This is a genomic window from Nitrospira sp. Nam80, from assembly GCF_965152575.1.
This window is the reverse complement of the sequence record NZ_OZ224216.1, coordinates 1,292,524-1,315,630: the sequence shown is the minus strand read 5'-3', so window position 1 is coordinate 1,315,630 and position 23,107 is coordinate 1,292,524. Positions and strand designations below refer to the sequence as shown.

Annotated in this window: 20 protein-coding genes; 5 read left to right on the top strand and 15 right to left on the bottom strand. The window is 57.1% G+C overall.

The window, feature by feature from the left end:
- Window positions 1–376: 376 nt before the first annotated feature.
- Window positions 377–3,163 carry an excinuclease ABC subunit UvrA gene (uvrA, locus tag ACWGXE_RS06150; RefSeq protein ID WP_447602166.1) on the top strand — a complete coding sequence of 929 codons (2,787 nt, stop codon included), beginning with the start codon at window positions 377–379 and terminating at the stop codon, window positions 3,161–3,163.
- Window positions 3,164–3,398: 235 nt separating this feature from the next.
- Here the strand turns inward: uvrA and ACWGXE_RS06145 are convergent, their stop codons facing one another.
- From ACWGXE_RS06145 to ACWGXE_RS06125, 5 genes are all read right to left on the bottom strand, one after another.
- A complete protein-coding gene (locus tag ACWGXE_RS06145) occupies window positions 3,399–3,956 on the bottom strand; it encodes a YqgE/AlgH family protein (protein WP_447602165.1) in 558 nt (185 codons plus the stop codon).
- Between the two features lie 64 nt (window positions 3,957–4,020).
- Entirely contained in the window at window positions 4,021–4,815 is a 795-nt protein-coding gene (locus ACWGXE_RS06140) for a nitrilase-related carbon-nitrogen hydrolase (protein ID WP_447602163.1), read from the bottom strand.
- A gap of 70 nt (window positions 4,816–4,885) precedes the next feature.
- A complete protein-coding gene (gene smbP / locus ACWGXE_RS06135) occupies window positions 4,886–5,242 on the bottom strand; it encodes a small metal-binding protein SmbP (protein WP_447602162.1) in 357 nt (118 codons plus the stop codon).
- Window positions 5,243–5,326: 84 nt separating this feature from the next.
- A complete protein-coding gene (locus tag ACWGXE_RS06130; RefSeq protein WP_447602161.1) occupies window positions 5,327–6,220 on the bottom strand; it encodes a sulfurtransferase in 894 nt (297 codons plus the stop codon).
- 262 nt (window positions 6,221–6,482) lie between these two features.
- Window positions 6,483–7,427: a histone deacetylase family protein gene (locus tag ACWGXE_RS06125; protein WP_447602159.1), complete on the bottom strand. Its 945-nt coding sequence runs from the start codon at window positions 7,425–7,427 to the stop codon at window positions 6,483–6,485.
- A gap of 158 nt (window positions 7,428–7,585) precedes the next feature.
- On the opposite strand from ACWGXE_RS06125, the gene ACWGXE_RS06120 reads away from it, so the two are divergent.
- A complete protein-coding gene (locus ACWGXE_RS06120) occupies window positions 7,586–7,903 on the top strand; it encodes a tetratricopeptide repeat protein (RefSeq protein WP_447602157.1) in 318 nt (105 codons plus the stop codon).
- A 13-nt stretch (window positions 7,904–7,916) separates the two neighbouring features.
- Here the strand turns inward: ACWGXE_RS06120 and ACWGXE_RS06115 are convergent, their stop codons facing one another.
- Window positions 7,917–8,762: a hypothetical protein gene (locus ACWGXE_RS06115; protein WP_447602156.1), complete on the bottom strand. Its 846-nt coding sequence runs from the start codon at window positions 8,760–8,762 to the stop codon at window positions 7,917–7,919.
- Between the two features lie 18 nt (window positions 8,763–8,780).
- Window positions 8,781–9,113 carry a hypothetical protein gene (locus ACWGXE_RS06110; RefSeq protein WP_447602155.1) on the bottom strand — a complete coding sequence of 111 codons (333 nt, stop codon included), beginning with the start codon at window positions 9,111–9,113 and terminating at the stop codon, window positions 8,781–8,783.
- A 162-nt stretch (window positions 9,114–9,275) separates the two neighbouring features.
- Between ACWGXE_RS06110 and ACWGXE_RS06105 the strand changes: the two genes are divergently transcribed.
- Window positions 9,276–11,093, top strand: coding sequence for a M3 family oligoendopeptidase (locus tag ACWGXE_RS06105; RefSeq protein WP_447602154.1), 1,818 nt, complete (start codon window positions 9,276–9,278; stop codon window positions 11,091–11,093).
- A gap of 435 nt (window positions 11,094–11,528) precedes the next feature.
- Here ACWGXE_RS06105 and ACWGXE_RS06100 read toward each other — a convergent pair whose 3' ends face one another.
- Together ACWGXE_RS06100 and ACWGXE_RS06095 are read right to left on the bottom strand one after the other, a co-directional pair.
- A complete protein-coding gene (locus tag ACWGXE_RS06100; protein WP_447602153.1) occupies window positions 11,529–12,131 on the bottom strand; it encodes a flavodoxin family protein in 603 nt (200 codons plus the stop codon).
- A gap of 93 nt (window positions 12,132–12,224) precedes the next feature.
- Window positions 12,225–12,410: a hypothetical protein gene (locus ACWGXE_RS06095; RefSeq protein ID WP_447602152.1), complete on the bottom strand. Its 186-nt coding sequence runs from the start codon at window positions 12,408–12,410 to the stop codon at window positions 12,225–12,227.
- Window positions 12,411–12,552: 142 nt separating this feature from the next.
- Between ACWGXE_RS06095 and ACWGXE_RS06090 the strand changes: the two genes are divergently transcribed.
- On the top strand, window positions 12,553–13,035 hold the full coding sequence (locus tag ACWGXE_RS06090) for a DUF192 domain-containing protein (RefSeq protein ID WP_447602150.1): 483 nt from the start codon (window positions 12,553–12,555) through the stop codon (window positions 13,033–13,035).
- Here ACWGXE_RS06090 and ACWGXE_RS06085 read toward each other — a convergent pair.
- The 5 genes from ACWGXE_RS06085 to ACWGXE_RS06065 form a co-directional block, all read right to left on the bottom strand.
- Window positions 13,032–14,549, bottom strand: coding sequence for a cyclic nucleotide-binding domain-containing protein (locus ACWGXE_RS06085; protein ID WP_447602149.1), 1,518 nt, complete (start codon window positions 14,547–14,549; stop codon window positions 13,032–13,034). The two genes, ACWGXE_RS06090 and ACWGXE_RS06085, sit on opposite strands and share 4 nt — an antisense overlap.
- A gap of 52 nt (window positions 14,550–14,601) precedes the next feature.
- A complete protein-coding gene (locus ACWGXE_RS06080) occupies window positions 14,602–16,779 on the bottom strand; it encodes a RelA/SpoT family protein (protein WP_447602148.1) in 2,178 nt (725 codons plus the stop codon).
- A gap of 6 nt (window positions 16,780–16,785) precedes the next feature.
- Complete coding sequence (recJ, locus tag ACWGXE_RS06075; RefSeq protein WP_447602146.1) at window positions 16,786–18,483, bottom strand: single-stranded-DNA-specific exonuclease RecJ; 1,698 nt, start codon at window positions 18,481–18,483, stop codon at window positions 16,786–16,788.
- A 203-nt stretch (window positions 18,484–18,686) separates the two neighbouring features.
- Window positions 18,687–18,884: a ubiquitin-like protein Pup gene (locus ACWGXE_RS06070; protein WP_447602145.1), complete on the bottom strand. Its 198-nt coding sequence runs from the start codon at window positions 18,882–18,884 to the stop codon at window positions 18,687–18,689.
- 147 nt (window positions 18,885–19,031) lie between these two features.
- A complete protein-coding gene (locus tag ACWGXE_RS06065) occupies window positions 19,032–21,095 on the bottom strand; it encodes a sodium-translocating pyrophosphatase (protein ID WP_447602143.1) in 2,064 nt (687 codons plus the stop codon).
- Between the two features lie 389 nt (window positions 21,096–21,484).
- Between ACWGXE_RS06065 and ACWGXE_RS06060 the strand changes: the two genes are divergently transcribed.
- Window positions 21,485–21,739 (top strand): hypothetical protein, encoded by a 255-nt coding sequence (locus ACWGXE_RS06060; protein ID WP_447602141.1) that lies wholly within the window; start codon window positions 21,485–21,487, stop codon window positions 21,737–21,739.
- Window positions 21,740–21,829: 90 nt separating this feature from the next.
- Here ACWGXE_RS06060 and ACWGXE_RS06055 read toward each other — a convergent pair whose 3' ends face one another.
- The gene (locus tag ACWGXE_RS06055; protein ID WP_447603876.1) at window positions 21,830–23,062 is read right to left on the bottom strand and encodes a multiheme c-type cytochrome; all 1,233 of its coding nucleotides are present in this window, start codon (window positions 23,060–23,062) and stop codon (window positions 21,830–21,832) included.
- Window positions 23,063–23,107 lie beyond the last annotated feature (45 nt).

Below are 23,107 nucleotides of genomic sequence, written 5' to 3'. Positions count from 1 at the left end.
GGTTTTCGGCATACGTGACCCAGCTCCACACCACCTTTAATAATAATCGTCGGCAGCTCAGCAAAAGCTCGCGTGCGGGTGACTTATTCCGAAGAAGTCCATCGGGCTTTTGATTGGATCCATGTAAGAGGTTCTCCTCCGTTCGAATCGCATAAAAAGGCAGCTTTCTTTCTTAGCCTATCTCGTCCCACATTCTTCCAACTGGTTTCTCCGCCGGACACCAACCGAGGGCCGATTGAAGCGATGGAGCGCTGTGGCGTGAGGGCAACATGCCGAACAGGCCGGCTGGAAAGGCGCCCCAGCACATTGCAGACCATCCCGCCCGGTTGCTACGATGGCAGGTCATGTTACGGCTGAGCCGTTTTCATGCGACCCTATGCCCACTGACTCGACGTCCGGCGACCTGATTATCGAAGGGGCGCGCCAACACAACCTCAAGAACATCTCGCTCCGAATCCCGCACAATCAGGTTACCGCCGTCACCGGTGTGTCCGGCTCGGGAAAATCTTCCTTGGCCTTCGATACGCTGTTCGCGGAAGGCCAGTGGCGTTATGTCGAATCGCTTTCCACGTACGCGCGCATGTTCATCGAAAAGGTGGACAGGCCGGAGGTGGATCGGCTCATCAATATCCGGCCCGCCATCGCTATTGAACAAAAGAATCCGGTCCGCACGGCCCGTTCCACCGTCGGAACCGCCACCGAAATATCCGATCTGCTCCGGCTGCTCTTTGCCAAAGTCGGCAAACCGGTGTGCCCGGACTGCGGCGTCGAAGCCCGCGGCTACCATCCGGCGTCGGTCACCGATGAACTGCTCTCCAAGTTTTCTGGCGCGCGCGCCATGATTCTATTTCCTCTCCAAGATCTCGGTCCCGGCCACGATCGCGCCCTCATCGAGTCGCTCCTCACGCGGGGCTTCACCCGCGTCAAATGCGGAGATGAGATTCTGGATCTTCATGGCGAGACTAAGTTGCCTGATCGCACCGAGCAGGGCCTACAAGTCGTGCTTGATCGACTGATCTTACGTGAAGACAACCGCTCGCGGTTGATCGAAGCAATCGAAACGGCGTTCCATGAAGGCCATGGCCTCTGCCATGTCAATATCATCGGCCGAAGCCTGCAGACGTTTGCCGCTAGCTTTCGCTGCCAGCGGTGCGGGCGGACGTTTGAGCCGGTGCGGCCCCTGCTGTTTTCGTTCAACCATCCGCTCGGCGCCTGTCCTGAATGCAAAGGGTTCGGCAACATCCTGCGTTATGATCGAAGTCTGGTGATTCCTGATCCTACCCGGTCGCTCGCGGCCGGCGCGGTGGAACCTTGGAGCAAACCGGGCTCGGATTGGTGGCAGCAGCAGCTCCTGGTCGCGATGAAAAAGCGCCATGTCAGTCTGACCGCTCCCTTCAACGAGCTCCCTCCGGCGATTCAAGAAGTCATCTGGGAAGGCGACGCAGCCATCGAAGGCGTCCGGCAATATTTCGAACATCTGGAAACGAAGCGCTACAAGTTGCACGTGCGCGTCCTCTTGAGTCGATACCGCAGCCCGTTCACCTGTCCTCTCTGCCACGGAAGCCGGCTCAAGCCGGACGCGCGAATGATCAAATTATGCGGGCAGGACATTCACCAGATCTCCGAACTGACGATCGAAGAGGCTGTCCGTTGGTGCGGCGAATTGACACTGAGCCATGCCGATCGGGAGATTGCCAAGGACATTCTCCGGCAGATCGAGGACAAACTGGGCTTTCTGCTGCGCGTGGGGCTCGGCTACCTTACGCTCGGGCGCCAAACCCGTACGCTTTCCGGAGGAGAAGCTCAACGTATCGCGCTGGCTAACCAACTGGGATCCCGGCTCATCGGCGCTCTGTATGTCCTCGACGAACCGACCATCGGCCTTCATCCTCGCGATACCGCCACCCTCGCCGGGATTCTAAGGAACCTGGCGGAGGTTGGGAATACCGTCGTGGTCGTGGAACATGATCCGGCTATGATTCGGGCGGCGGACTATATCGTCGAAATGGGTCCCTGGTCGGGCGAGAAGGGCGGAGAGATCGTCTGTGCCGCGCCACGTGAACAGTTCCTAAGAGATCCGCGTCCGCTGACGGCAAGATATCTGCGGGGAGACGAAACGATTCCGGTGCCGCAGCGGCGGCGAACCGGCTCGGGCAAGGTGTTGAGCATCGCCGGCGCCGCCGAACACAATCTCAAAAACCTCTTGGTGAAAATTCCATTGCGGATGCTGGTCTGCGTCACGGGAGTGTCTGGGTCCGGCAAGAGCACGCTGATCGAGGAGACGCTCTACCGGGCGGTGGCCCGCGCATTCCGAGCGACCACGCTGCCCATGGGGCGATTCCGAGCCATCAAGGGCCTTGAACATCTGAGCGGCGTCCGACTTATCGATCAACAACCGATCGGCCGCACGCCCCGCTCCAATCCCGTCACGTATCTGAAGGCCTTCGATGAGATCCGGCAACTGTTTGCGTCGGAGGCGGCTGCGCTTCGCCAGGGATTCACGCCGGCCCATTTTTCCTTCAATGCCGCCGGTGGACGTTGCGAACGATGCGAAGGAAACGGCTATGAGAAGTTGGAGATGTACCTCTTCGAAGACATGTATGTCACGTGCGAAGTCTGCGGCGGCCGTCGGTTCAAGCCGCAGGTCCTGAACATCCGGTACCGTGGCAAAAGCATCAATGAAGTGCTCGACATGACGGCGTCCGACGCCCAGTCGTTTTTTTCAGGGTCGCCGAAAGTTGCGGAGAAGCTTCGGCTGCTCACTTCCATCGGCCTGGGATATCTCCGATTAGGACAACCGGCCAGTACGCTCTCGGGCGGCGAAGCGCAACGGTTGAAGATAGCGGCGGAACTCAAGGATCCGTCGGCCCGGAATCTCCTCTATATCATGGACGAGCCGACGACCGGGCTTCATCTGGATGACATTAAAAAGCTGCTGGCCATTTTGCACAAGCTGGTGGACGCGGGAAACACCGTCGTCATCGTAGAGCACAACTTGGACGTGATCAAAACCGCCGACTGGATTATTGATCTGGGACCCGAAGGCGGAGAGGCTGGAGGACAGATTCTCGCCGAAGGAGGTCCGGAACAGGTCTCGCAAGTCGCAACATCCTATACCGGCAAATTTCTGGCGAGGATTCTAAGCGAAGCGCGCGCAAAGTAACGCGTCGCTCGTATCTCAAAAACCGTCGCTCGTGAAGCGTATCTCGTGAACCTTACGATCACGCAGGATGTCGCCGTTTTCTTAAAGTGACAAGCTTAAAGCGTGACCCGCAGGATGTTCAAAAAGCTTGTTCAGCAAGGCCGCAGCAAGCAAGATACCGAGGTGTACTTTTTTCGTACGTTGCAGGTATTGAGCGAAGCGAGAACGCAGCTGACGAGTCTTTTCAACATCCTGTTTAGTTGAAAGAGGGATCGAACGGCATATCGGCATACTGGCGATAGTCGTCTCCCATTGCCAGCAGCACGTCCGCCCAGATACGGGTCGGCTCCTTTTCGAATACGATGGTAGGATCGGCCGGCACGGTGATCCACGAACCGGTCTGCATTTCGGCTTCCAGTTGCCCGGGCCCCCACCCGGAATAGCCAAGATAAGCGCGGAACGCATCCCGATCGTGTTTTTCGGTGAGGATGCGCTCCATCACATCCAGGTCCCCTCCCAGGCAGACTCCGTCAAACACCGGATGACTATTGTCGGGCACTTGGCTTAACCGATACAGCAGCATGACTTGATTCGTCTGGACCGGCCCGCCGGCGAATAAGACGTGCCGCTGGCCCTCAAGAATAGGAACTTGAGGGAGCGCTTCGGAAATCGACATCGCGGTCGGCCGGTTGACGACTACACCAAGGGCGCCGTCCGGACTGTGCTCGCACAACAGCACGACGGTTTGCCTGAAATTCGGATCCCGCAATGCCGGCGCCGCCACCAAAAATATTCCTTTCCCCAACGGTGTCATCAACTCTATCCTACCGCGGCCCTGTGAAGGGCGCAAGCGATGCACGAGTCATCGGCAAGGACGGTTATCGCTCATAGGTTGAGGAACGGCGATCCCGAAGGAGATCGTTGTAGGCATTGAGCTGTTTGTCGCGGGCTTGGGCTGGATCGATCTCGACGACGGTCAACTCATCTTGATCATGCGACGCTCGATGGAGGATCTTGCCGCGCGGTGTCACGATTTCGCTCTGTCCGACGAACGTCAGCGCATCTTTTCCGCCGCGCGCTTCCGTGCCGGTACGATTCGCCGTCACGCTGAACACCCGGTTTTCCAGACAACGGGTCACCATCGCGTCCGGACAATGAGGCAGGACCAGATTGGAAGGATGAGCGATCACATCGGCGCCTCTCAACGCCAACGTGCGTGCCGCTTCGGGGTAGAACCAGTCGAAACACACCATGGCCCCAAGTTTTGCGGGGCCGATGTCCCAGACCAGGAAGCCGGTATCACCCGGCGTAAAAAATAATGTCTCTTCAAAAAACAGATGCGTCTTGCGATAGCACCCGATAAAGCCGGATGGACCTACGACAACGGCCGAATTGAAGTACCGGTTGCCGGAGCGCTCGGGTAACCCGGCGACGATCGTCATGCGCCTGGCTCGCGCGAGGTCCAGGAGCCTTTTCGTCGTGTCGCCGTCGGGAACCGGTTCAGAGAGCTGGTGCATCTCCTCTTGCGACACGAATTGATAGCCTGTCGCAAAAAGTTCGGGTAGGACGATCACCTCGGACTCCGCCCGTTCGAGCCGCGCGGCGACCCGATCCAGGTTGCGCTTGACGTCTCCAAACACGGGAGCGAATTGTAAAAAGCCGATTTTCATCATGCTGTTCCGGACAAATAAAAACGGGCAGGGAGTCCCCTGCCCGTTTCCTCGTCACATGGACGGTGCCGTATCACATGCCTTCGGAGAGGTGGGGAATGGCATTTTCAATGGCCTTTGTCGCAACATCGGCATGACCGGCCTTCCCATGCTCGATTCCATCCTTCAATCCCTTGATACCTTCACCGACATGAGGATTTTTTGTTTCGGCCATGGCGGCCTCCGCATGTTTCAGCGCTCCCTCTGCATGTTTGACCAGCGCATCGGCATGCCCCTGTTTCCCATGCGCCACCGCCTCTTGCGCGTGCTCCACCGCCTCAGCCTGATGTTTATTGGCCTTGGCGAAGGCCATACCCCCCATGATGGGGGCGACAACGAACGCCAGCATGGCGCCGGCGACCACGGCTCTCCGCAACATTGCTGTTTGCATGGAATCCTCCTGTGTAAGTGTGTGTGGCGCTGGTAAGACAAATGTTTACGTGCGTATTCAGCATAACCAGCCCCCTACGTAGTGTCAAGACGGTCGCGGTGCGGCTTTTCCCGGCGCCTCCTGAAGTCCCAACACTTTCTGCAGCGAGGCGAGATCCTGTTCGACCGGACAGCCGAAATCGCGGCTCCATTCCCACCAGGAACCGGGATAATTCTTCACGTTCTCATATCCGGCAAGTCTTAGGACGAAATACAGCCACGCTGATCGGACGCCGCCCGTGCAATAGCAGACCGTCTGCTTTCCCCTGTCCAATCCCTTGTGATCGAGCAACGACTGAATCTTGTCCAGATCCTTGACGGTTGCATCGGGATTGAGAAAGCCGTTCCATGCCACGTGAATCGCCGTGGGAATATGGCCCGGCCGCGGGATGCCGGACACTTCCTTTCCCAAGAACTCCTCCAAACTTCGAGCATCGACGATGATGGTGTCCGGATGCGCCCGCCGGACCACCGCCTTTAACTCGTCTTTGGTCATCATTCTGTCGCTGTCGGCGACGATCGTGAAGGTTCCGGGTTTGGGCACGACGCGGCCGTGCTCGAACGGCCTGCGTTCCTCGATCCACTTGACCCAACCTCCGTCGAGAATCTTCAGATTGCGATGTCCCAGATATTCCAGCATCCAGAACATGCGGCCTTCATCCCCCCAGTTATCGAAGGGATTGGAATAGATGACGATCTCGCTGTCATTATTGATCCCCAGCAACCGCAGCTTCTTTTCGGTCCTTGCCACATCCGGGTCCAGCAGTCCTTTGGCCACGGCATTGGGATCACTGTAATCGTGCCAGGTGGTATGGACTGCTCCAGGAATATGGCCGCCGAACTCGTACGCGGCCTTGCCTCGGACATCAATAATGACGAGGCCCGGCTGCCCCAGCCGTTGCTGAAGCGTATCCGTATCGATGAGTAATGGATGTGCCATCGTGGATTTCTACCTCATGGTTCAATCATGAACTGCTTGCTACGGACCGGTCCGACTGACGGAATTCCATCCGGTTTAGTCCCGAGCAGCACGGAAGACACGGTCGGATCGTCGTTCATCGCGAGACCGGCCTGTTCTTAACATGACCCATTGAGCTTCCGTCAAGATCTGATACCGCACCATCGCTCTGAGACTCAACTGCGCCGCCGTTCCGGCGGCTATAAAGCAGCGACAATCAGCTATATTTGCGCGCGCCTCCGGCTTATGCGGCCAGCAATGCCGACAAATGGCTCTCCACCGATGCAGCCAACGCAGGGAGGTGATACCCGCCTTCCAAGCAAGATAGCACGCGACCTCGACAATGGCGTACAGCGATACCTGCGACCATGCCCGTCAATTCCGCATAGCCTTGTTCCGTCAATCCCATGCCGGCCAATGGATCGTCCCGGTGAGCGTCGAACCCAGCCGAAATGATCACAAAGTCGGGCTTGAACGAGTCGGCGGCCGGCGTCAAGACGCGCCGAAAAATCTCCGCATACTCCCGATCGCCTTCTCCCGCGGAGAGGGGCACATTGATCGTGAGTCCTTCGGCCTTCCCTGCGCCGCGTTCAGCCGCTTTCCCGGTTCCGGGATAATGAGGGTATTGATGTGTGCTGAAGAACAACACCGACGGATCGTCGTAAAACGTATGCTGTGTCCCATTGCCATGGTGCACGTCCCAATCGATGATAAGCACCCGCTGAATGCCATGCCGGCGCTGCAGATATCGCGCGGCGATTGCCACATTATTAAAAAAGCAAAATCCCATGGCTCGATCATACTCGGCATGGTGCCCGGGCGGCCGCACGGCACAGAACGCATGGTCCACCCGTCCGGCCATGACGGCATCGACACCGGTCAGAGCGCCTCCGGCCGCCAAATAGGCCGCGGTCAGCGTCCCCGGCGACATGGCGGTATCGGGATCCAGTGAGACGCGGCCGCGGGCCGGGGCATGGGCCTTCAGTCCCTCCACATAGGAAGCAGCATGAACCTGCAACAGCCAGTCATCCGAGGCGGGAGACGGCTCGATTTGGATCAGGCGATCGAGCAGCCCGGTCGATTGGAGCCGGGTAAGGATTGCCTTGAGCCGCTGCGGGGACTCCGGATGCCCCGAGCCCATGTCATGGTTCAGGTAAGAGGGATGATAAATGAAACCTGTACGAGCCATCGTAGAATCCGTGACCGTGAAACAAAGGCGTGAACCGAGATGATCTATACTCCACGCTGTACTGCGGCGCCTCGCATCGTATCACGCGCGAAAGATCATAGACAATGACGCACGCCCGTGGTACCGTCGCGGTCCACTGTGAGAGGGAGAAGGCTGCCATGGCAAACCCACGTATCGAGCCGCTCAAGAAAGTCCTCGCGATCGATCCCAATGACGATGTGGCCTGGTTCGGCTTGGGCAAAGCCTACATGGAAGATCAGAATTGGCAGGAGGCGGCGACGGCCCTCGAACGCTGTATCGCAGTGAAGCCGACCTACTCGGCCGCCTATTACGCCTTAGCCCAGTCACTCCAGCGGCTCGCTCGCATCGACGACTGTCGCCGAATCTGCGATCAAGGCATCGAAATCTCTACCAAGAACGGCGATGCCATGGTCACCAAGAACCTCGAACACTTGAAGAGCACGCTCACGGGCTGATCAGCCGGCCTCTCTACAATAATTGGCGCATTGCCACCATCCCGCTCTCCCGCAACGGCTGGTCCGCCGAGGGATTCAAGACGAGCATCCGGACTCGCGGATAAGCCTGCTGGTGTCTGGAACGCTCCACCACCACGACATTGCGGAGCCGCACGCCGGATTTAGACGGCACAGGTTCCACGTCCCAAAGAGCGAGCAGAACACCGCTCAGATGTCGCAATGAAGGAAGCAGAATACTGAGAGCACCGGTGAATTGCTTGATATCCAGCAGCACAGGACCGCTCGCTCGAGGCGATAGACTTCTTTTCTCAACATTCGGAACCGAAATTGCAAGCAGCACCGGATCGCAATAGTCCGATAGTTGTTTCGCTTTTTGGCGCACTCGGGCCAGGATCGCATGCGTCAACAGATCTCCCGGCATCGACGCCACTTCCTCACCGCTCGGCAGCGGCCGCAGCCGAAGGGATAGCTGCCTCGATCGTTCAGCCGCTCCCACCATGGCCGTGATCTCGACAAAGAATCGCTCATTGCCGAGGTGACATTCGAGATCCGCCGAACGAGCCTGCGATTCCGGCAAGAACCGCACCGTTGCGCCGACCCGGATGAGCAACGTCGCCAATTCCAATTCAGCCAACGCGCTTTCCTGAGCACCCCGATCTCGGCCGTTGAGCCGGTGAATGAGCCGGTCGAGCCGCTGCCGACTCCCGCCATCCGCGCATTGCCGATGAAGCGCCTCCCACCGGGCCTGCGCTCCATCTGCCGCCGCTTTTGAAGTCAATAAATGCCGAATGCGACGCGGACCTATGACATCTTCGCCAAACCACGGAACAGTCTGTCGATAACGCCTGAATCGCGGCATGACTCGTTCCTCCACCAATCACGAGGCGGCTCCGGTTCCCGCGTCTTCATCGCCCGGTACGTTGCGTTCGCCTGACTCCCGAGGTGGTATTGTGCGCGACATGTCGTCCAGCCAGCGCCCGGCGCAATCGAGTATTTCGCGCACCAACGGTTCCGGTTGGCCGGTCTGTTTCATGGTCCATTGGCAGATATACCCGACGAGATCCGCTCGGTTGAAACGGCACGTGGCGTGAACCGCGAGCGCGGTCATTTCGGCAAAGCCGGTTCGCAATATCTTATCTACGAGTTCCCGGCTATGGGAAGTGCTTGCCGTTACATATTGAACGGCACGGTTCAGTTCCTGATCGGTCATGGCTCACGTCCTCTGATGAAATTGTAAAGCATACCGCGTCACGGCTGTCAACGGCGGACATGATGACAAGACCTCCGGAACACGCCGGAAAAAATTTTCCACTCCCATGAGACTCGAATGCTATGATCGGTCTGATCGACACCAACAAAATAGGAGCACGGTATGAAGGCAGATGGTTCTTTGCTGACACGATCTCGACGACGATCGGACAATGGCCGGCAGCCCATTCCGTCGCGATGGGACCTCTCAGCAATCATCCAGGACCCGGTGACCCACTTTGATCGCTACTTCGATGAATTGAAGGACCTCGTAGCGCGACTCGAGGCGCGGCGCGCCCGCCTCGCGCCCTCGATTCCGGACCAGGAATTTCTGGATATCCTGCAACTCAATGAGGAGATAGCCAAGCGCTCGTCGATGCTCGGCGCCTACGCCTACCTGTGGTTTTCAGAGAACACGACCGATCTCAAGGCACGCTCGTTCAAGACCAAGGTCGAAGAGGCGCTCACGGCGCTTCAAAACCGGCTCTTGTTTTTTGAGTTATGGTGGCAAGGCGTCGATGATTCGAACGCACTGCGGCTGATGGAGCAGTCAGGAGATTTTCACTACTATCTGGAAACCATCCGCCGATTCAAGCCGCACACCCTGACAGAGCCGGAAGAACAGATCGTCAACATCAAGAACATCACCGGCCGCAGCGCGATCCGAACCTTGTACGACGTCGTCACGAATGGATTTACATTTTCATTGCGTGTCCAGGGCGCGAAAAAGACGATGTCGCGAGAGGCGCTCATGGCCTATCTCCGCCATCCCAAGGCCTCCATGCGCGAGGCAGCGTATCAGGAACTCTACCGAGTTTATTCCGCCCATCATGATCTGTTGGGCGAAGTATATAAAACCCTCGTGAATGATTGGAAAGCCGAAAATCTTCAATTGCGGCATTTCTCATCCCCGATTGCTTCTCGAAACCTGGGTAACGATATTCCCGACCAAGCGGTCGATGCGCTTTTGTCGGTATGTGTCAAAAACCGCGAAGTCTTTCAACATTATTTCAAGGTGAAAGCCCGCCTGTGCAGGATCAAGCCAATGTCCCGATATCATATCTATGCGCCGCACCGGGCGGAGCGCAAAAGGTATCGATATGCCGACGCGGTTCGCATGGTCCTCGACGCCTACCGAGGATTCTCCCCCCAGTTAGCCGAATTGGCGGAGCGCGTCTTTGCGGAACGGCACATCGATGCTGAACTCCGCACCGGGAAAATGGGAGGGGCCTACTGTTACAGCATCGTGCCCTCCATGACGCCGTACCTGCTCCTAAATTTCACCGGTGAAGCCCGCGATATCGCGACGATGGCTCACGAATTGGGACATGCCATCCATGGGATGCTGGCCGCCCATCATACGATTTTCACATTTCATTCCACCCTGCCGCTGGCTGAAACAGCTTCGGTGTTCGGCGAGCGTATTCTGTCCGACGCGCTCATGAACCAAGAATCAGACAGGCGGGTGAAGCAGGCACTGCTCTTGGCACAGCTCGACGATATCTATGCGACTGTCATGCGGCAAGCATATTTTGTGCTGTTCGAACAACGCGCACATGAGATGATTTCGGGCGGTGCGACGGTCACGGACCTGACCCAAAGTTATCTCGCCTCACTCCGGGAGCAATTTGGGAAAAGCATGCGGATCCCGCGCGAATTCCAATGGGAATGGTTGACGATTCCCCACATATTCGCCAGCCCATTCTATTGCTATGCCTACAGCTTCGGGAACCTTCTGGTTTTGGCTCTGTATCGCATGTATCAGGACCAAGGGGCAGATTTCGTCCCGCGCTACATCAATGTACTGGCCACCGGAGGGTCCAAGCCGCCGCGGGACATTTTGCAGCAGGTCGGAGTCGATATGGCGTCCGAGGCGTTCTGGCAATCTGGATTTCAGGCCATATCCGATATGGTGGCCCAGTTGGAGAACACCCTGGACTAGCCGAGTCTCCGTCCCGGTTCCATAGTGTTTCCCCAGCCAGTTGACACACTGAAAGGTCCTATGTATACTTGGGTCATGATAACGGTTATCATAATCGTTCATGACCAACGCCGGATGCTCGCGGGTCCTCGAACATAAGGAATCATCCCATGTATATTTGCCTCTGTAAGGGACTAACGGAGTCGGATGTGCGCGAGGCGGGTCTTTCGGGCTGTTCGACAGCTCGTCAGATTATTACGCAGTTCGGGCTGAAAGAAAGCGGTTGTTGCGGACGCTGTGCCAAGAACATTTGTGAACTGGTGTCACTGGCAAAATCCCCGCTTGATTGTCCCTTGCAAAGATCTACCGCATCCAAATAGCACATCGAACATATCCCCAGCATCAGGCCGGACCGACACCGGTATCGGCCCCTGCGGCAGCTTCCGCTGTTAAACATTAGTCGCGTAGTCCTGCTTTCATCGCTTTCGCTGTCTCGGCCACACGAGTTCCCAATGCGCGAGCGTTCGCGAGCTCCTGATCGTCAATTCCTGGGCTGTCTCCTTCAGTCGTGGCCGATGCTCCGAAGGCGCCGCCGCCGCTCACGACGATCATATAATTTCCAAGCATCGCCGCAAGGATCGACAACATGGTTACTTCCTTACCGCTCGATACCTGGCCGCCTGTTGCGAAGGCCGCTCCGATCTTGTTCTTCATCTTGAAGTCAGGGAAAACTCCGAACTTGAACTGCCAGTTGTCAAAGAATGTTTTCACTTCCCCCGCCATATTCGACCAATAGACCGGCGATCCCACCACAATCGCGTCCGAATCGAAGAGATCGTCGGCCACGACCTCCCCCACTCGCTTGATCACTACATGGGTTCCCGACACCGTCCGAGCGCCGGCACCCACCGCTTCCGCCATCTTTTCCGTATTGCCGGAAACTGAATGGTAGGCGACCAGGACTCGTACTTGCCGCGCGGTATCGCCTGCGTCCACCGATCCAGGGGTCGCCGCGACGACCCCCATCATGGCAATGAAGATGGTCACCACGCGATACATATTCACCTCGCCTATTAATTGGGAAATGCCGTCGAAAGACGGCGTTGGGAGATCGCACGAGCGGGATGAGACAAAACCAGCGAGGCGGCGGTCCTAGTGGCGCACCGTCTCTTCATCCACATGTTCTTCGACCGAAACCTCGGTCAAGGTGCCTCGGTAATCGCACTTGTGACAGCGAATGCGCCACTCCTCCATCCACTTATCCTGAACATACGATTGCCGGCACTTGGGGCACACAAATACGCCCTTCTTGTAGAGCACTCGCCGCTTTTCCTTCATCTTCTTCCCTCCGATTCGGAAATAGTCGATTGAGAATGGCACACGATCATTCCCGATTGCAAGATGCGCGCGTATCAGATGAAATCATCGACGCCGCGGCTCTTGTCTTGACGGGTCATCTTCCCGCGGCTAGGATACGAGCATGATGAGATCCGCGTTTGCTGTGGTCTGTTGCTTGATTCTTGCCCTCTGTGGCGCGCTCGCAGGAGCGGGCGCGACGGAACTTGAATCGGCCGGAGAGAAGGAAACTCTTATTCCCATCAAAACGCCCAAGGGACTTTTCATCTATGCGGAGTTGGCCGACACTCCGGTGAAGCGCGGGCGCGGCCTGATGTTTCGTGATCACCTCGCGGCGGACCGGGGCATGTTGTTCACGTTCGGCGACTTGCAGACCTGGTCGTTCTGGATGAAAAACACAAGAATCCCTCTGGACATCGTCTGGATGGACGACAAGAAGAAAATCGTGCATATCGAGCGGAACGTGCCGGTCTGTACAAAAACCGACGACACCTGCCCTCAATACCGCTCGAATGACGGTGCAATGTTTGTGTTGGAAATTGCCGGAGGACGTGCAGATGCGCTTGATCTGCAACGTGGCAAACGGCTGGATTTCAAACTACCCTAAATCCTGGCTTGTCCCCACAGAAAGTCCTGGATCCGTTCAATAAGCGGCCGCGTGCGATGCCCGGCCGCCGCTTTTGTTGCTCCTCGATTGAGTTCTTCCTTGGCGGCCGCCGTCGAAGCCTGACGTCGGGCGACCACTTGTCCAATCCGATCGATGACCTGCCGATCCTCATTGACCAGCTGAACCAACGTATCTTTGCCGACCACGATGACCCTCAATCGGGAGGCAGCAACCACCGTCGCCGAGCGGGGCTCTCCGGTAAGCAGGGACATTTCGCCGAAAAATTCCCCGGCCGACAACCGACTGACCACCGACCTCATACCGTTCTGTTCAAGCAGGACGTCACCTCCTCCTTCGACGATCACGTACAGCTCCTGTCCCGGCTCGCCCTGCCGAACGACGCACTCACCCGTTAAGAACTCCTCAATGCGGCTTTGCCGCGCGACCATTTCCAGCTGCATTGGTGTGAGCGTAGCCAAGAAATCCACGGCGGCCAAACAGCGCCGAACTTCTTTTTCCATGACCTGAGACAGCTCTGTCCGGCCGGTGGAGACGCCTTGCTGAATCACACGCTGAGGAAACGGGATTTCAATGCCTTTGCGGGAAAATGCATTCCATACGTAAGTGCGCACTGCGCTTTCGATTTGCGGATGACGGGCATAGTCTCCGATTGGAAATTTAAGCTTGTATTGAATGCCCGATTCATTGAATGCTGCGACCATCGCCACCGGCTTAGGATCGCTCAGCACGCCCTCCACCGCGGAGGCCAAATCCACCAGTGTCGCGCAGACTTCGTCCGGCGGAGTCCGGTAGGCAGCCTCGACATACACGGAACAAATATGGGTCATGGTAGGCCGGCTGTAATTCGTCACCCCTGCCTGGATGACATTGTCATTGGGCAAGTTCACGTAATCCTGCTCGCGAGTCACGAGGGTGATATGCTCGAGACCGATATGCGTGACCATTCCTTCCCGTTCCAACGTCGCAATCCAATCGCCCACCTTCACCATTTTGCCCAATTCAATTCCGGCGAAAAACCGGGCCAGCGTGTCTTTAAGAGCCACGCCGACGACCGCCGCAGCCACAGTAGGAAGCGCCACGAGCGCAACCACATTGATATTCAGCACCAGGCGCAGAATGATGATTGCGGCGATGACGACGCCTACGCCGAGCATGAGATTGCGCACGACTTCGGGAATGTACTGGTTTCTATGCTCGGTCAAATACTCTCCAAGCACGAGCGCGTCCAGGACAGTCAGGATAAGAAAAGCCACGCTGAGATAAGCTGCGGCGTCAACCAGGGAAAGGACAGTCGCGGGCGCGATTCCTGCCGCCCATTCGCTGTGCAGAACCAACGCGGACCCTGCAAATAGGAAAGAGAGAACTGCCGCGGACAGGACCGTGAAGGAAGCAGTTTTACTCCGCCGGTGCGCTCGATATGCGACCGCTGCAACAGAAAACATGATGATCAGCGCGGTCAGGAGGAGAGAGCCGAAAAAGAGGCCAACGCTCATAGTGATGGTATGGCGGCCGGATCACCCGAGAGGTCACATAAGACAGAGCACGTCAGCGGTCTTGCCATGATCGCATGCGCCGAGCTGTAATGACGCCGTCAACTCGTTCTACCGCTTTCAGAACCCGGCTCAGGTGGGCGGTATCGGCGATCTCGATCACAAAGTCCAACATGGCCTTCCGGTCTTCCCGGGTGGTAATTTCCGCCCGGCTGATGTTGGCCTGGCACTCCGAGATTGCCGCCGAGACATTAGCCAGCACGCCCGTTTTGTCCACCGCCAGAACGGAAACTTTGACGGCATGAGTACTCGGCATGGAGGTATCCCATTCGACCTCGACCAGCCGGTTCTTGTCATAGTCCAGCGCTTCAAGGTTGGGACAATCGACGGTATGAATCGTGAGGCCGCGTCCTCTGGTGATATAGCCGAGGATACGATCGCCTGGAACGGGATTGCAGCAGCGGGACAATTGCATAAGCAGATCGCGGGCGCCCTTGACCTTGACACCCTTTTCCTCCGCCTTGGCGGCCGGAGGTTTGGCAGGAGCCGGCGGTTCTGTCGCGGGCGTCTGGGCCCCCGGCATGGCGGCGCCAAGTTTTCCGATAATCTGCGCCGTGGGAAGATGCCCGAATCCCACCGCGGCCGCCAGTTCGTCGGTCGTCTCATAGCCGGCCTGCCGAGCGACATCGACAAGCTGGTCCGATCGTATCATTTGCGCCGGCGCCCATCCCTGGCGCCGGAACTCGGCCTCCAGCAAACGCCGTCCGATTTCAATGCTGCGTTTGTGTTCTTCCGCCTTGATCCAATGTTTGATTTTCGTCTTGGCACGGGAAGTCCGGACGAATTTCAACCAGTCTTTGTGCGGTGTCTGATTGGCGGACGTAAGAATTTCGACGGTATCCCCGCTCGATACGGCATGCTTGAGCGGCACAATCTTTCCGTTTACTTTCGCGCCGACACAATGATCGCCGATCTCGGTGTGGATGGCATAGGCGAAATCAACCGGGGTAGACCCTTTGGGCAATTCCTTCACCATGCCTTTCGGCGTGAACACATAGACCACGTCGTGAAAGAGATCCAGCTTGACCGAATCCATGAATTGGCGATTGTCCGGCAGGTCCTGATGCCATTCCACGAACTGGCGCAACCAACTGAACACTTTTCCCTCTTTTTCATCGATGCGGCCCTGCTCCTTGTACTTCCAATGGGCCGCGATGCCCTGCTCCGCAATCCGGTGCATTTCTTCCGTTCGAATCTGAAATTCGACGTGCTCCCCTTTCGGCCCCACCACGGTCGTGTGGAGCGACTGGTAGAGGTTGGATTTCGGAATGGCGATGTAATCCTTGAATCGACCCGGAAGCGGCCGCCATAACGAGTGGATAACCCCCAGCCAGGCGTAGCAATTCATTTTGCTGTCCGTAATGATGCGCAACGCGGCCAAGTCGTACACTTCCTCGAAGGTAATCGACTGCTTCTCCATTTTTTGATAAATGCCGTACAGATGCTTGGGACGGCCATATACTTCAGCGGGCAACCCCGTGTCCGCCATCGATTGTTTGACGACTCCGATGACCTCCTCAATATACTGCTGCCGATCCTCGTCCCGTTTGGCGACGCGGACGCGGAGCGTTTCGTACACATCCGGCTTCAGATGTTTCAGGCACAAGTCCTCGAGTTCGTTTTTAATCCAGCCTATGCCGAGGCGATTGGCAAGGGGGGCATAAATCTCCAGCGTTTCCTGCGCAATCTCCACCCGCTTGCGCTCACTGAGATATTGCAGGGTGCGCATGTTATGGAGCCGATCCGCCAACTTGATGAGGACGACGCGAATGTCGTCCGCCATCGACAACACCATTTTTCTGAAATTCTCCGCCTGCTTTTCTTCATAATTTCTGAACGTAATCTTTCCGATTTTGGTGACCCCGCTCACGAGGTGCACCACCTCGGCGCCGAACTCTCGCTCGAGCTCATCGGAGGTCGCCAGCGTGTCTTCCAACGTGTCGTGGAGAAGCCCTGCGACAATGGCCGTCACATCGGTCCTGAGGAGGGTCAGCACTCCTGCCACGGCAAGCGGATGCCGCAGATACGGCTCCCCCGAGCGGCGAACCTGTCCTTGATGGGCTTTGGCGGAGAATTCGTACGCCTTGCGGACGATCGGCAGATCGGCGTCGGCATTATAGCCTTTAATCCGATCGAGCAACTGATCCAACTCGGTGACTGTTTCGTACACCATGATCCGTCATGCCTCCGGGCTCATGCGCAGCGCCCGAATCCGCAATTGAATTCTATCGTACCCATTCCAATGGTTGCGTTCCGGACTAAAGGCCAGATCCACCGGTCGCCCGACAGTCAGACCAAGGTCGGCAAAGGACCCCATTCGGAATCCGATGCTGTCAAACGTCCACGAGTTCGGCTGGCGTACCCGCAGCTTGAGATGCTTGTCCCCCACAACCCTGGCATCCACGACCTCCAGGCCACGGACCGCCAGGGTCGGCTCGGGATTACCGGCTCCGAAGGGATGAAGAGATTCAAGCTCTTGAATCAATTTCAGATTTACCTGGGATAGATGCACCTGGGCATCCACGTTGAGGGTCGGCACCGTGCCGCTCTGCGCCGTCCACTCGGCGGCGACTTGGTTGAAGCGCTCCCGAAATTCCGGCAACCTAGATTCCTCGATCGTGAGCCCTGCCGCGCTGGGATGGCCGCCGAACGCGACCAAGAGATCCCGGCAGCGCGCGAGCGCCTGATAGAGATCGAATCCCGCTACGGTGCGCGCAGATCCTTTTCCCACCCCTCGGTCATCCAGCGCGATCACGATCGCCGGACGATGATGTTTTTCAACCAACCGGGCCGCGACAATCCCAACGACGCCTAAATGCCAGCGCCGGGAGGCGACGACCACCGCAGGGCCCTCTCCGCACGCTTCCACTGAAGACAAGGCTTCCCGCGCGATGGTTTCTTCGATCTGCTGACGGCTTCGATTGAGCGCCTCCAGCCGTTCAGCCAGCTGACGCGCTTCGAGGTCCGATTCTGTGGTTAATAATTGAACTCCGGTGAGTGCATGGTCCATGCGGCCGGCGGCGTTCAGCCTCGGCGCTAGTCGAAAGGCGATGGTCTCGCTGTTGCAAGTGCGGGTGACTCCCGCCACCTGCTTCAGTGCCCTGATCCCGCAACGGGCGCCGCGCGAAATCTGCGCCAGACCGTCACGGACGAAGATCCGGTTTTCATCATGCAAGGGAACGATGTCCGCCACAGTGGCCAGCGCGACCAGGTCGAGGACGGATTCAAGAGCAAAATGACCTCCGAACCTTGCGCAGTAGGCTTGAACGCATTTATACGCCAAGCCGGCCGAGCAGAGCCCCCTGAACGGATAGACGGCATCGCGGCGATGCGGATTCAGTACCGCCAAGGCGTCAGGCATCCTGTCGTCCGTTTGATGGTGGTCGGTTACAATGACATCCATTCCAAGGCGGCGCGCGAGTGCAATCTCGCGATGAGATGTCGTGCCACAGTCCGATGTCACGAGCAGCGTGACTCCCTCGCTATGGACGCGCCGTATAGCCGCCTCATTGAGCCCATACCCCTCGTGGAGTCGATGGGGAATATAGGCGCACCCCTGCCCGCCGACCGCTTCAAAAAAGGACAGGTACAGGCTGGTGGCGGAGACCCCATCGACATCATAGTCCCCGTAGAAACAGACACGTTCCCGGGCCATGACCGCGCGATGGAGACGGTCAACAGCCTGCTCCATATCAGGGATCAAAAATGGATCGTGGAATGGATCGGTAGACGAGAGCCAGCGGTGGGCCCCGGAGGCATCGGTCACACCTCGGGCCAGAAGAATTGAAGCCGTGACCGGCGAAATGGAAAGCGCGCGAGCAAGGGACATCTGCAACTCCGGATCGGTATCTCGAAATACCCAGAGCCTGTTTCGCATTCTCCCCTTACTGAAGCGAGACCGTCGTCATAAACTACTGACAATCGAGCGGATGGTATAGAGTCCCCCCTGCTTTGTCAAACAGACTGTCTCAAAACGGGAAGGAACAAAAGACTCCGCCGGACAGGGACAGAGGGGGTGAGACTCAAATAAAACGGTGGGCGTGAGGTCGCTGGTTCAATACGGCGGCGTATGTTAAGAATCTATTCGCCGCCTTTTTGCACATAGTTCTTCACAAACTCTTCCGCATTCTTCTCGAGCACGTCATCGATTTCATCGACGAGTTTATCGATGTCTTCCTTGAGCTTTTTTCCGGTTTCGACCACCTTCGGATTTGGTTTGGTCTCTTCTTTACTATGCGTGTCCTTCCTGGACTCTTGTTTCCTCTCTTGTTTTTCCATCTGATCCCTCCAATACTTCGGGATGAGACTCGGCCGTGACTCGAAACTACACCTACGATGAACTTACTCCAGGGTGATTCACCTCGTCAAGCCGCGTGCACAAGCATGCTCCATCACCTTCTCATCTCGGCAAGGCTTCATACAGGCTCAACCAACAATTAAGGACACGATCAACAACGCTACAATGTTGATGACCTTGATCATGGGATTGATCGCCGGACCGGCCGTATCCTTGTAAGGATCACCGACTGTATCACCGGTGACGGCCGCCTTATGCGTCTCAGACCCTTTCTTGCCCTGTTCTTCGATGTATTTCTTGGCATTATCCCAAGCCCCGCCGCCGCTCGTCATGGAAATCGCCACGAACAAACCGGTGACGATACTGCCGACCAGCACCCCGCCGAGCGCCTGCGGGCCAAGAACCGCGCCGACCAGGATGGGGGCCGCGACAGGAATCAGTCCCGGGACCATCATTTTTTTGATCGCCGCCTGTGTCACAATATCCACGCAGGTGCCATATTCCGGCTTTCCCGTGCCTTCCATAATACCTTTAATGGTCCGGAATTGCCGCCGAACTTCTTCCACCACCAAGCCGGCCGCTTGCCCCACCGCCTTCATGCACAAAGCGCCGAAAATAAACGGCAACATCCCGCCAAGAAACAACCCGACGAGCACAAAGGGATTCGAGAGATCAAAGGCACTTGTAGCGCCTGCCGTGCTTCCCTTTGCCACCTCCCGCGCAAACTCCGCAAACAAGACCACCGCCGCCAAACCGGCGGAGCCGATCGCATAGCCTTTTGTCACGGCCTTCGTCGTATTACCGACGGCATCCAAAGGGTCTGTGATGTTTCGAACTTCACTACCCAGGTGAGCCATTTCGGCAATACCGCCGGCATTGTCCGTAATGGGGCCGAATGCATCGATCGCCACCACGATTCCGGCCATTGACAACATTGAGACAGCCGCGACCGCCACGCCGTACAGACCACCCGACGCCGCGCCGCCACAGATCAAAAAGCTACCGAGAATGGCGGCCCCGATAACGACCACCGGCCAAGCGGTCGCCTGCATGCCGACCGCGAGGCCTGCGATGATATTCGTCGCATGGCCGGTTTCGCTTGCCTTTGCGATATCCTTCACGGGGGCATAGCTTTTCGAAGTGTAATAGTCGGTGATAAATACCAACGCCAGCGTGACCGCCAGTCCCATGAGCGCCGCAGCATAGTAACTCAGGCCGCTCACCCCGCCCACATCCTCCATGATCTTGGTCGTGATTGGGAAAAAGGCCACGGCCGCCAGCCCGCCAGCCACAAAAAGCCCCTTGTAGAGAGCCGGCATAATTTCACCGCCCGGGCTCACTTTCACGAACAGGATGCCGATAATCGTCGCAAAGATCGTCACGCCACCCAGTGCGAGCGGATATAAGATCGGCGCGCTTTGACCTTTAAACAACGTAAAGGCCAGCACCATCGCCGCGACCGTGGTCACCGCATAGGTTTCGAAAAGATCCGCCGCCATCCCGGCGCAGTCGCCGACGTTGTCTCCCACATTGTCCGCGATTACCGCCGGATTGCGGGGATCATCTTCGGGGATTCCCGCCTCCACCTTCCCGACCAAATCGGCGCCGACATCCGCAGCCTTCGTGTAAATCCCACCGCCCACGCGCGCGAAGACCGAGATCAGGCTGCCACCGAATCCCAGACTCAGCAACGCATGAATTGCCTTTTCTTGACCGGCCATTGATTCGGCAAGCCCATAGAAGCCCGTGATGGCAAGCAATCCCAAGCCGATCAGCAGCAGGCCAGTCACCGCTCCTCCGCGGAACGCCACGGTCAAGGCCTCATTCATACCCTTATGCGCGGCCTGCGCCGTCCTCACATTCGCCCGGACGGCAATGATCATGCCGACATACCCGGCTAGCGCCGAGGCGCCGGCGCCGATCAGAAACCCGATTGCGGTCAGCAGGCCGAATTTATCGGAGACTGCTCCCGCTCCCCACAGCACGACAAACAACACCGCCGCGACGATCCCGACCGTCCGGTATTGCCGGTTCATATATGCGGCGGCCCCTTCTTGAATCGCTTTGGCAATCTGTTGCATTTTTTGATTGCCCGCATCCAGTTTAAACACCCACATGGCGAGATACAGGCCATAAGCGATACCCGCAGCCGCCGCGATCAAGGCAAACGTAATAATTGCTGAGTCACTCACAGGTCGCTCCTTCTGTTCCTGAGGGGAATTGATTCCACACGTTCTCCCTCCCTTCAATCCATCAAAAATCCATTTCCAAATGGAAGAGTCCGCAGGGTTGGCACGATTCAATCTGCAGATAACCGACGGAAAAATTGGGCCATTTTATACGGATGATCAAAGAGTATCAAGACGAAAGAAGGCGAAGCGGATAAGCAGCCCCCTTCGGCTACTGAGATAATCGGCGCGGGAGAGCGGCGCCATGGTTCATACAAGAGACAGCAGAATTGGCTATACGTAGAAGCCGCTTGAGAAAGAGCGCGCGCGATGGCAGCATGGGGTCCATTGCCAGGTGAAGCATCGGTTTGCGGACCCGATCAGACTTTGCTATAGTCCGGTCCGGAGACCACATGGGGCTGGCACCGGAATATATCGTGATCGACGGGCAGACGCTCAACAAGGCGAAGCTCTCGCTCGACAATCACGTCTATAAGAATTGTTCCATTGATGACTGCGACATCTACTACAGCGGCGGGCAATATGAATTGATCGACACGCATGTCACGAATTCCCGCCTCATCCTCAACCATCCCGCCAAAGGAATCTACGCCGCCATTCAGATCTTCAAGATGAAATCACCCGGCTCGCGCATCATCGCCGAATAGAAATCAACCTGGTTGGTGAGATAGCGTGCTCCTCGCTTAAGCGTCAGCCGGCATGTCGGGCGAAATGCGTTTTGTGAGAGATTAACCGCGCTATTTCACGACCGGAATGTTTTCTGAGAACTTGACGATTTCAATCGGCTGGAACACCGGATCCTGCGCGCCCTTGCTTGACTCGGCTTCAATACGCTGAAGGAATGAGGCCGGACCTGTGACCGCGGCATAACTCAGCGTGGCCTCCACATCAAATGTTTTGGTGTCCTTCGGCGTAGGGAAGCTGAAGGTTTCGACTCGTTTCTCTTCCGGCTTCAGGACCGTATCGTTGAGCACTTTGACGGCTTCGAAATCGAAGACGGTCTGTTGTCCCTTGGCGTCCGCATAGGACCGTCCGTAGACGCGCTTGTCGCTGAATACGGTTTTGAGATTCTTGCCTTTGATCTCCAGATTCAGCACGACGCTGGCCCATCCTGGATGAGTCGTGGGAAGATTGTGCGGCACCAGGCTACGGACGGTGACCGCCACGGTGGTCTTCTCTCCCTCGACCTTGGTGACGACTTCCAGTTTTGCCGCTTCCTGCCTCAGTTTTCCAATGCGGCCGGGAAACGTGTGATTGGCTACCTTTCGCTTACTTTCTCCGTTCGCCGATTCCGCGACTTGCTCGGGCATATGGCACGTCTGGCATTCCTTGCCCGATTTCACCGCTTTGCTTTGATCCCAATTGCCGAGTAGGTCGTTGCTCTGGCCGAGATTTGCGGCGGCCGGGACGGATTGATGGCAATTCAGGCATAAATCGGATTTACGAAACAGATCCAGGTCCATCGATTGGTGCGCCAGATTCTGCGCAAAGTCTTTATAGGGACCATACATTGTCTTGCTGCCGACATCATATTTCGGCTCCGGGGGGTGCTTCGTGCGATCCACTTGCTTGATCAAATGACATTGCACACAGGCAACTCCATCAAGCAATGGTTCTCCCGACTGCGCCTGGTCCACAAACAATTGGGCTTGGTCCGCGAATTCGCGCACATGAGGCGCGTGGCACCGAAAACACAAGGCTTTGTCTTTGCCGCCGAACGCGTTGAGATATTGATCGAGTGCGGCTCGAAAAGTCGGGGTATGGATGGAACGCGAGAGCGGCGAGGTTTCCCATTCTTCAAAGACTCGTTCATGACAACGTTTGCATTTGCTCGAATTGGGAAAGGCCTTTTCGATTATAGCCTGGGACTTCGTTCCCTGCGCCAGGCTTGCCGGCTCCTGATATGTCAGAACGATTGCGCCGCATAGGACCAAGCCAAGCCCCCCCACCATGAGCAGTCGTCGATGCATTTTCACCGAACTATCCTCTCCTTGCCGTTCTTACGAGACTGAAGT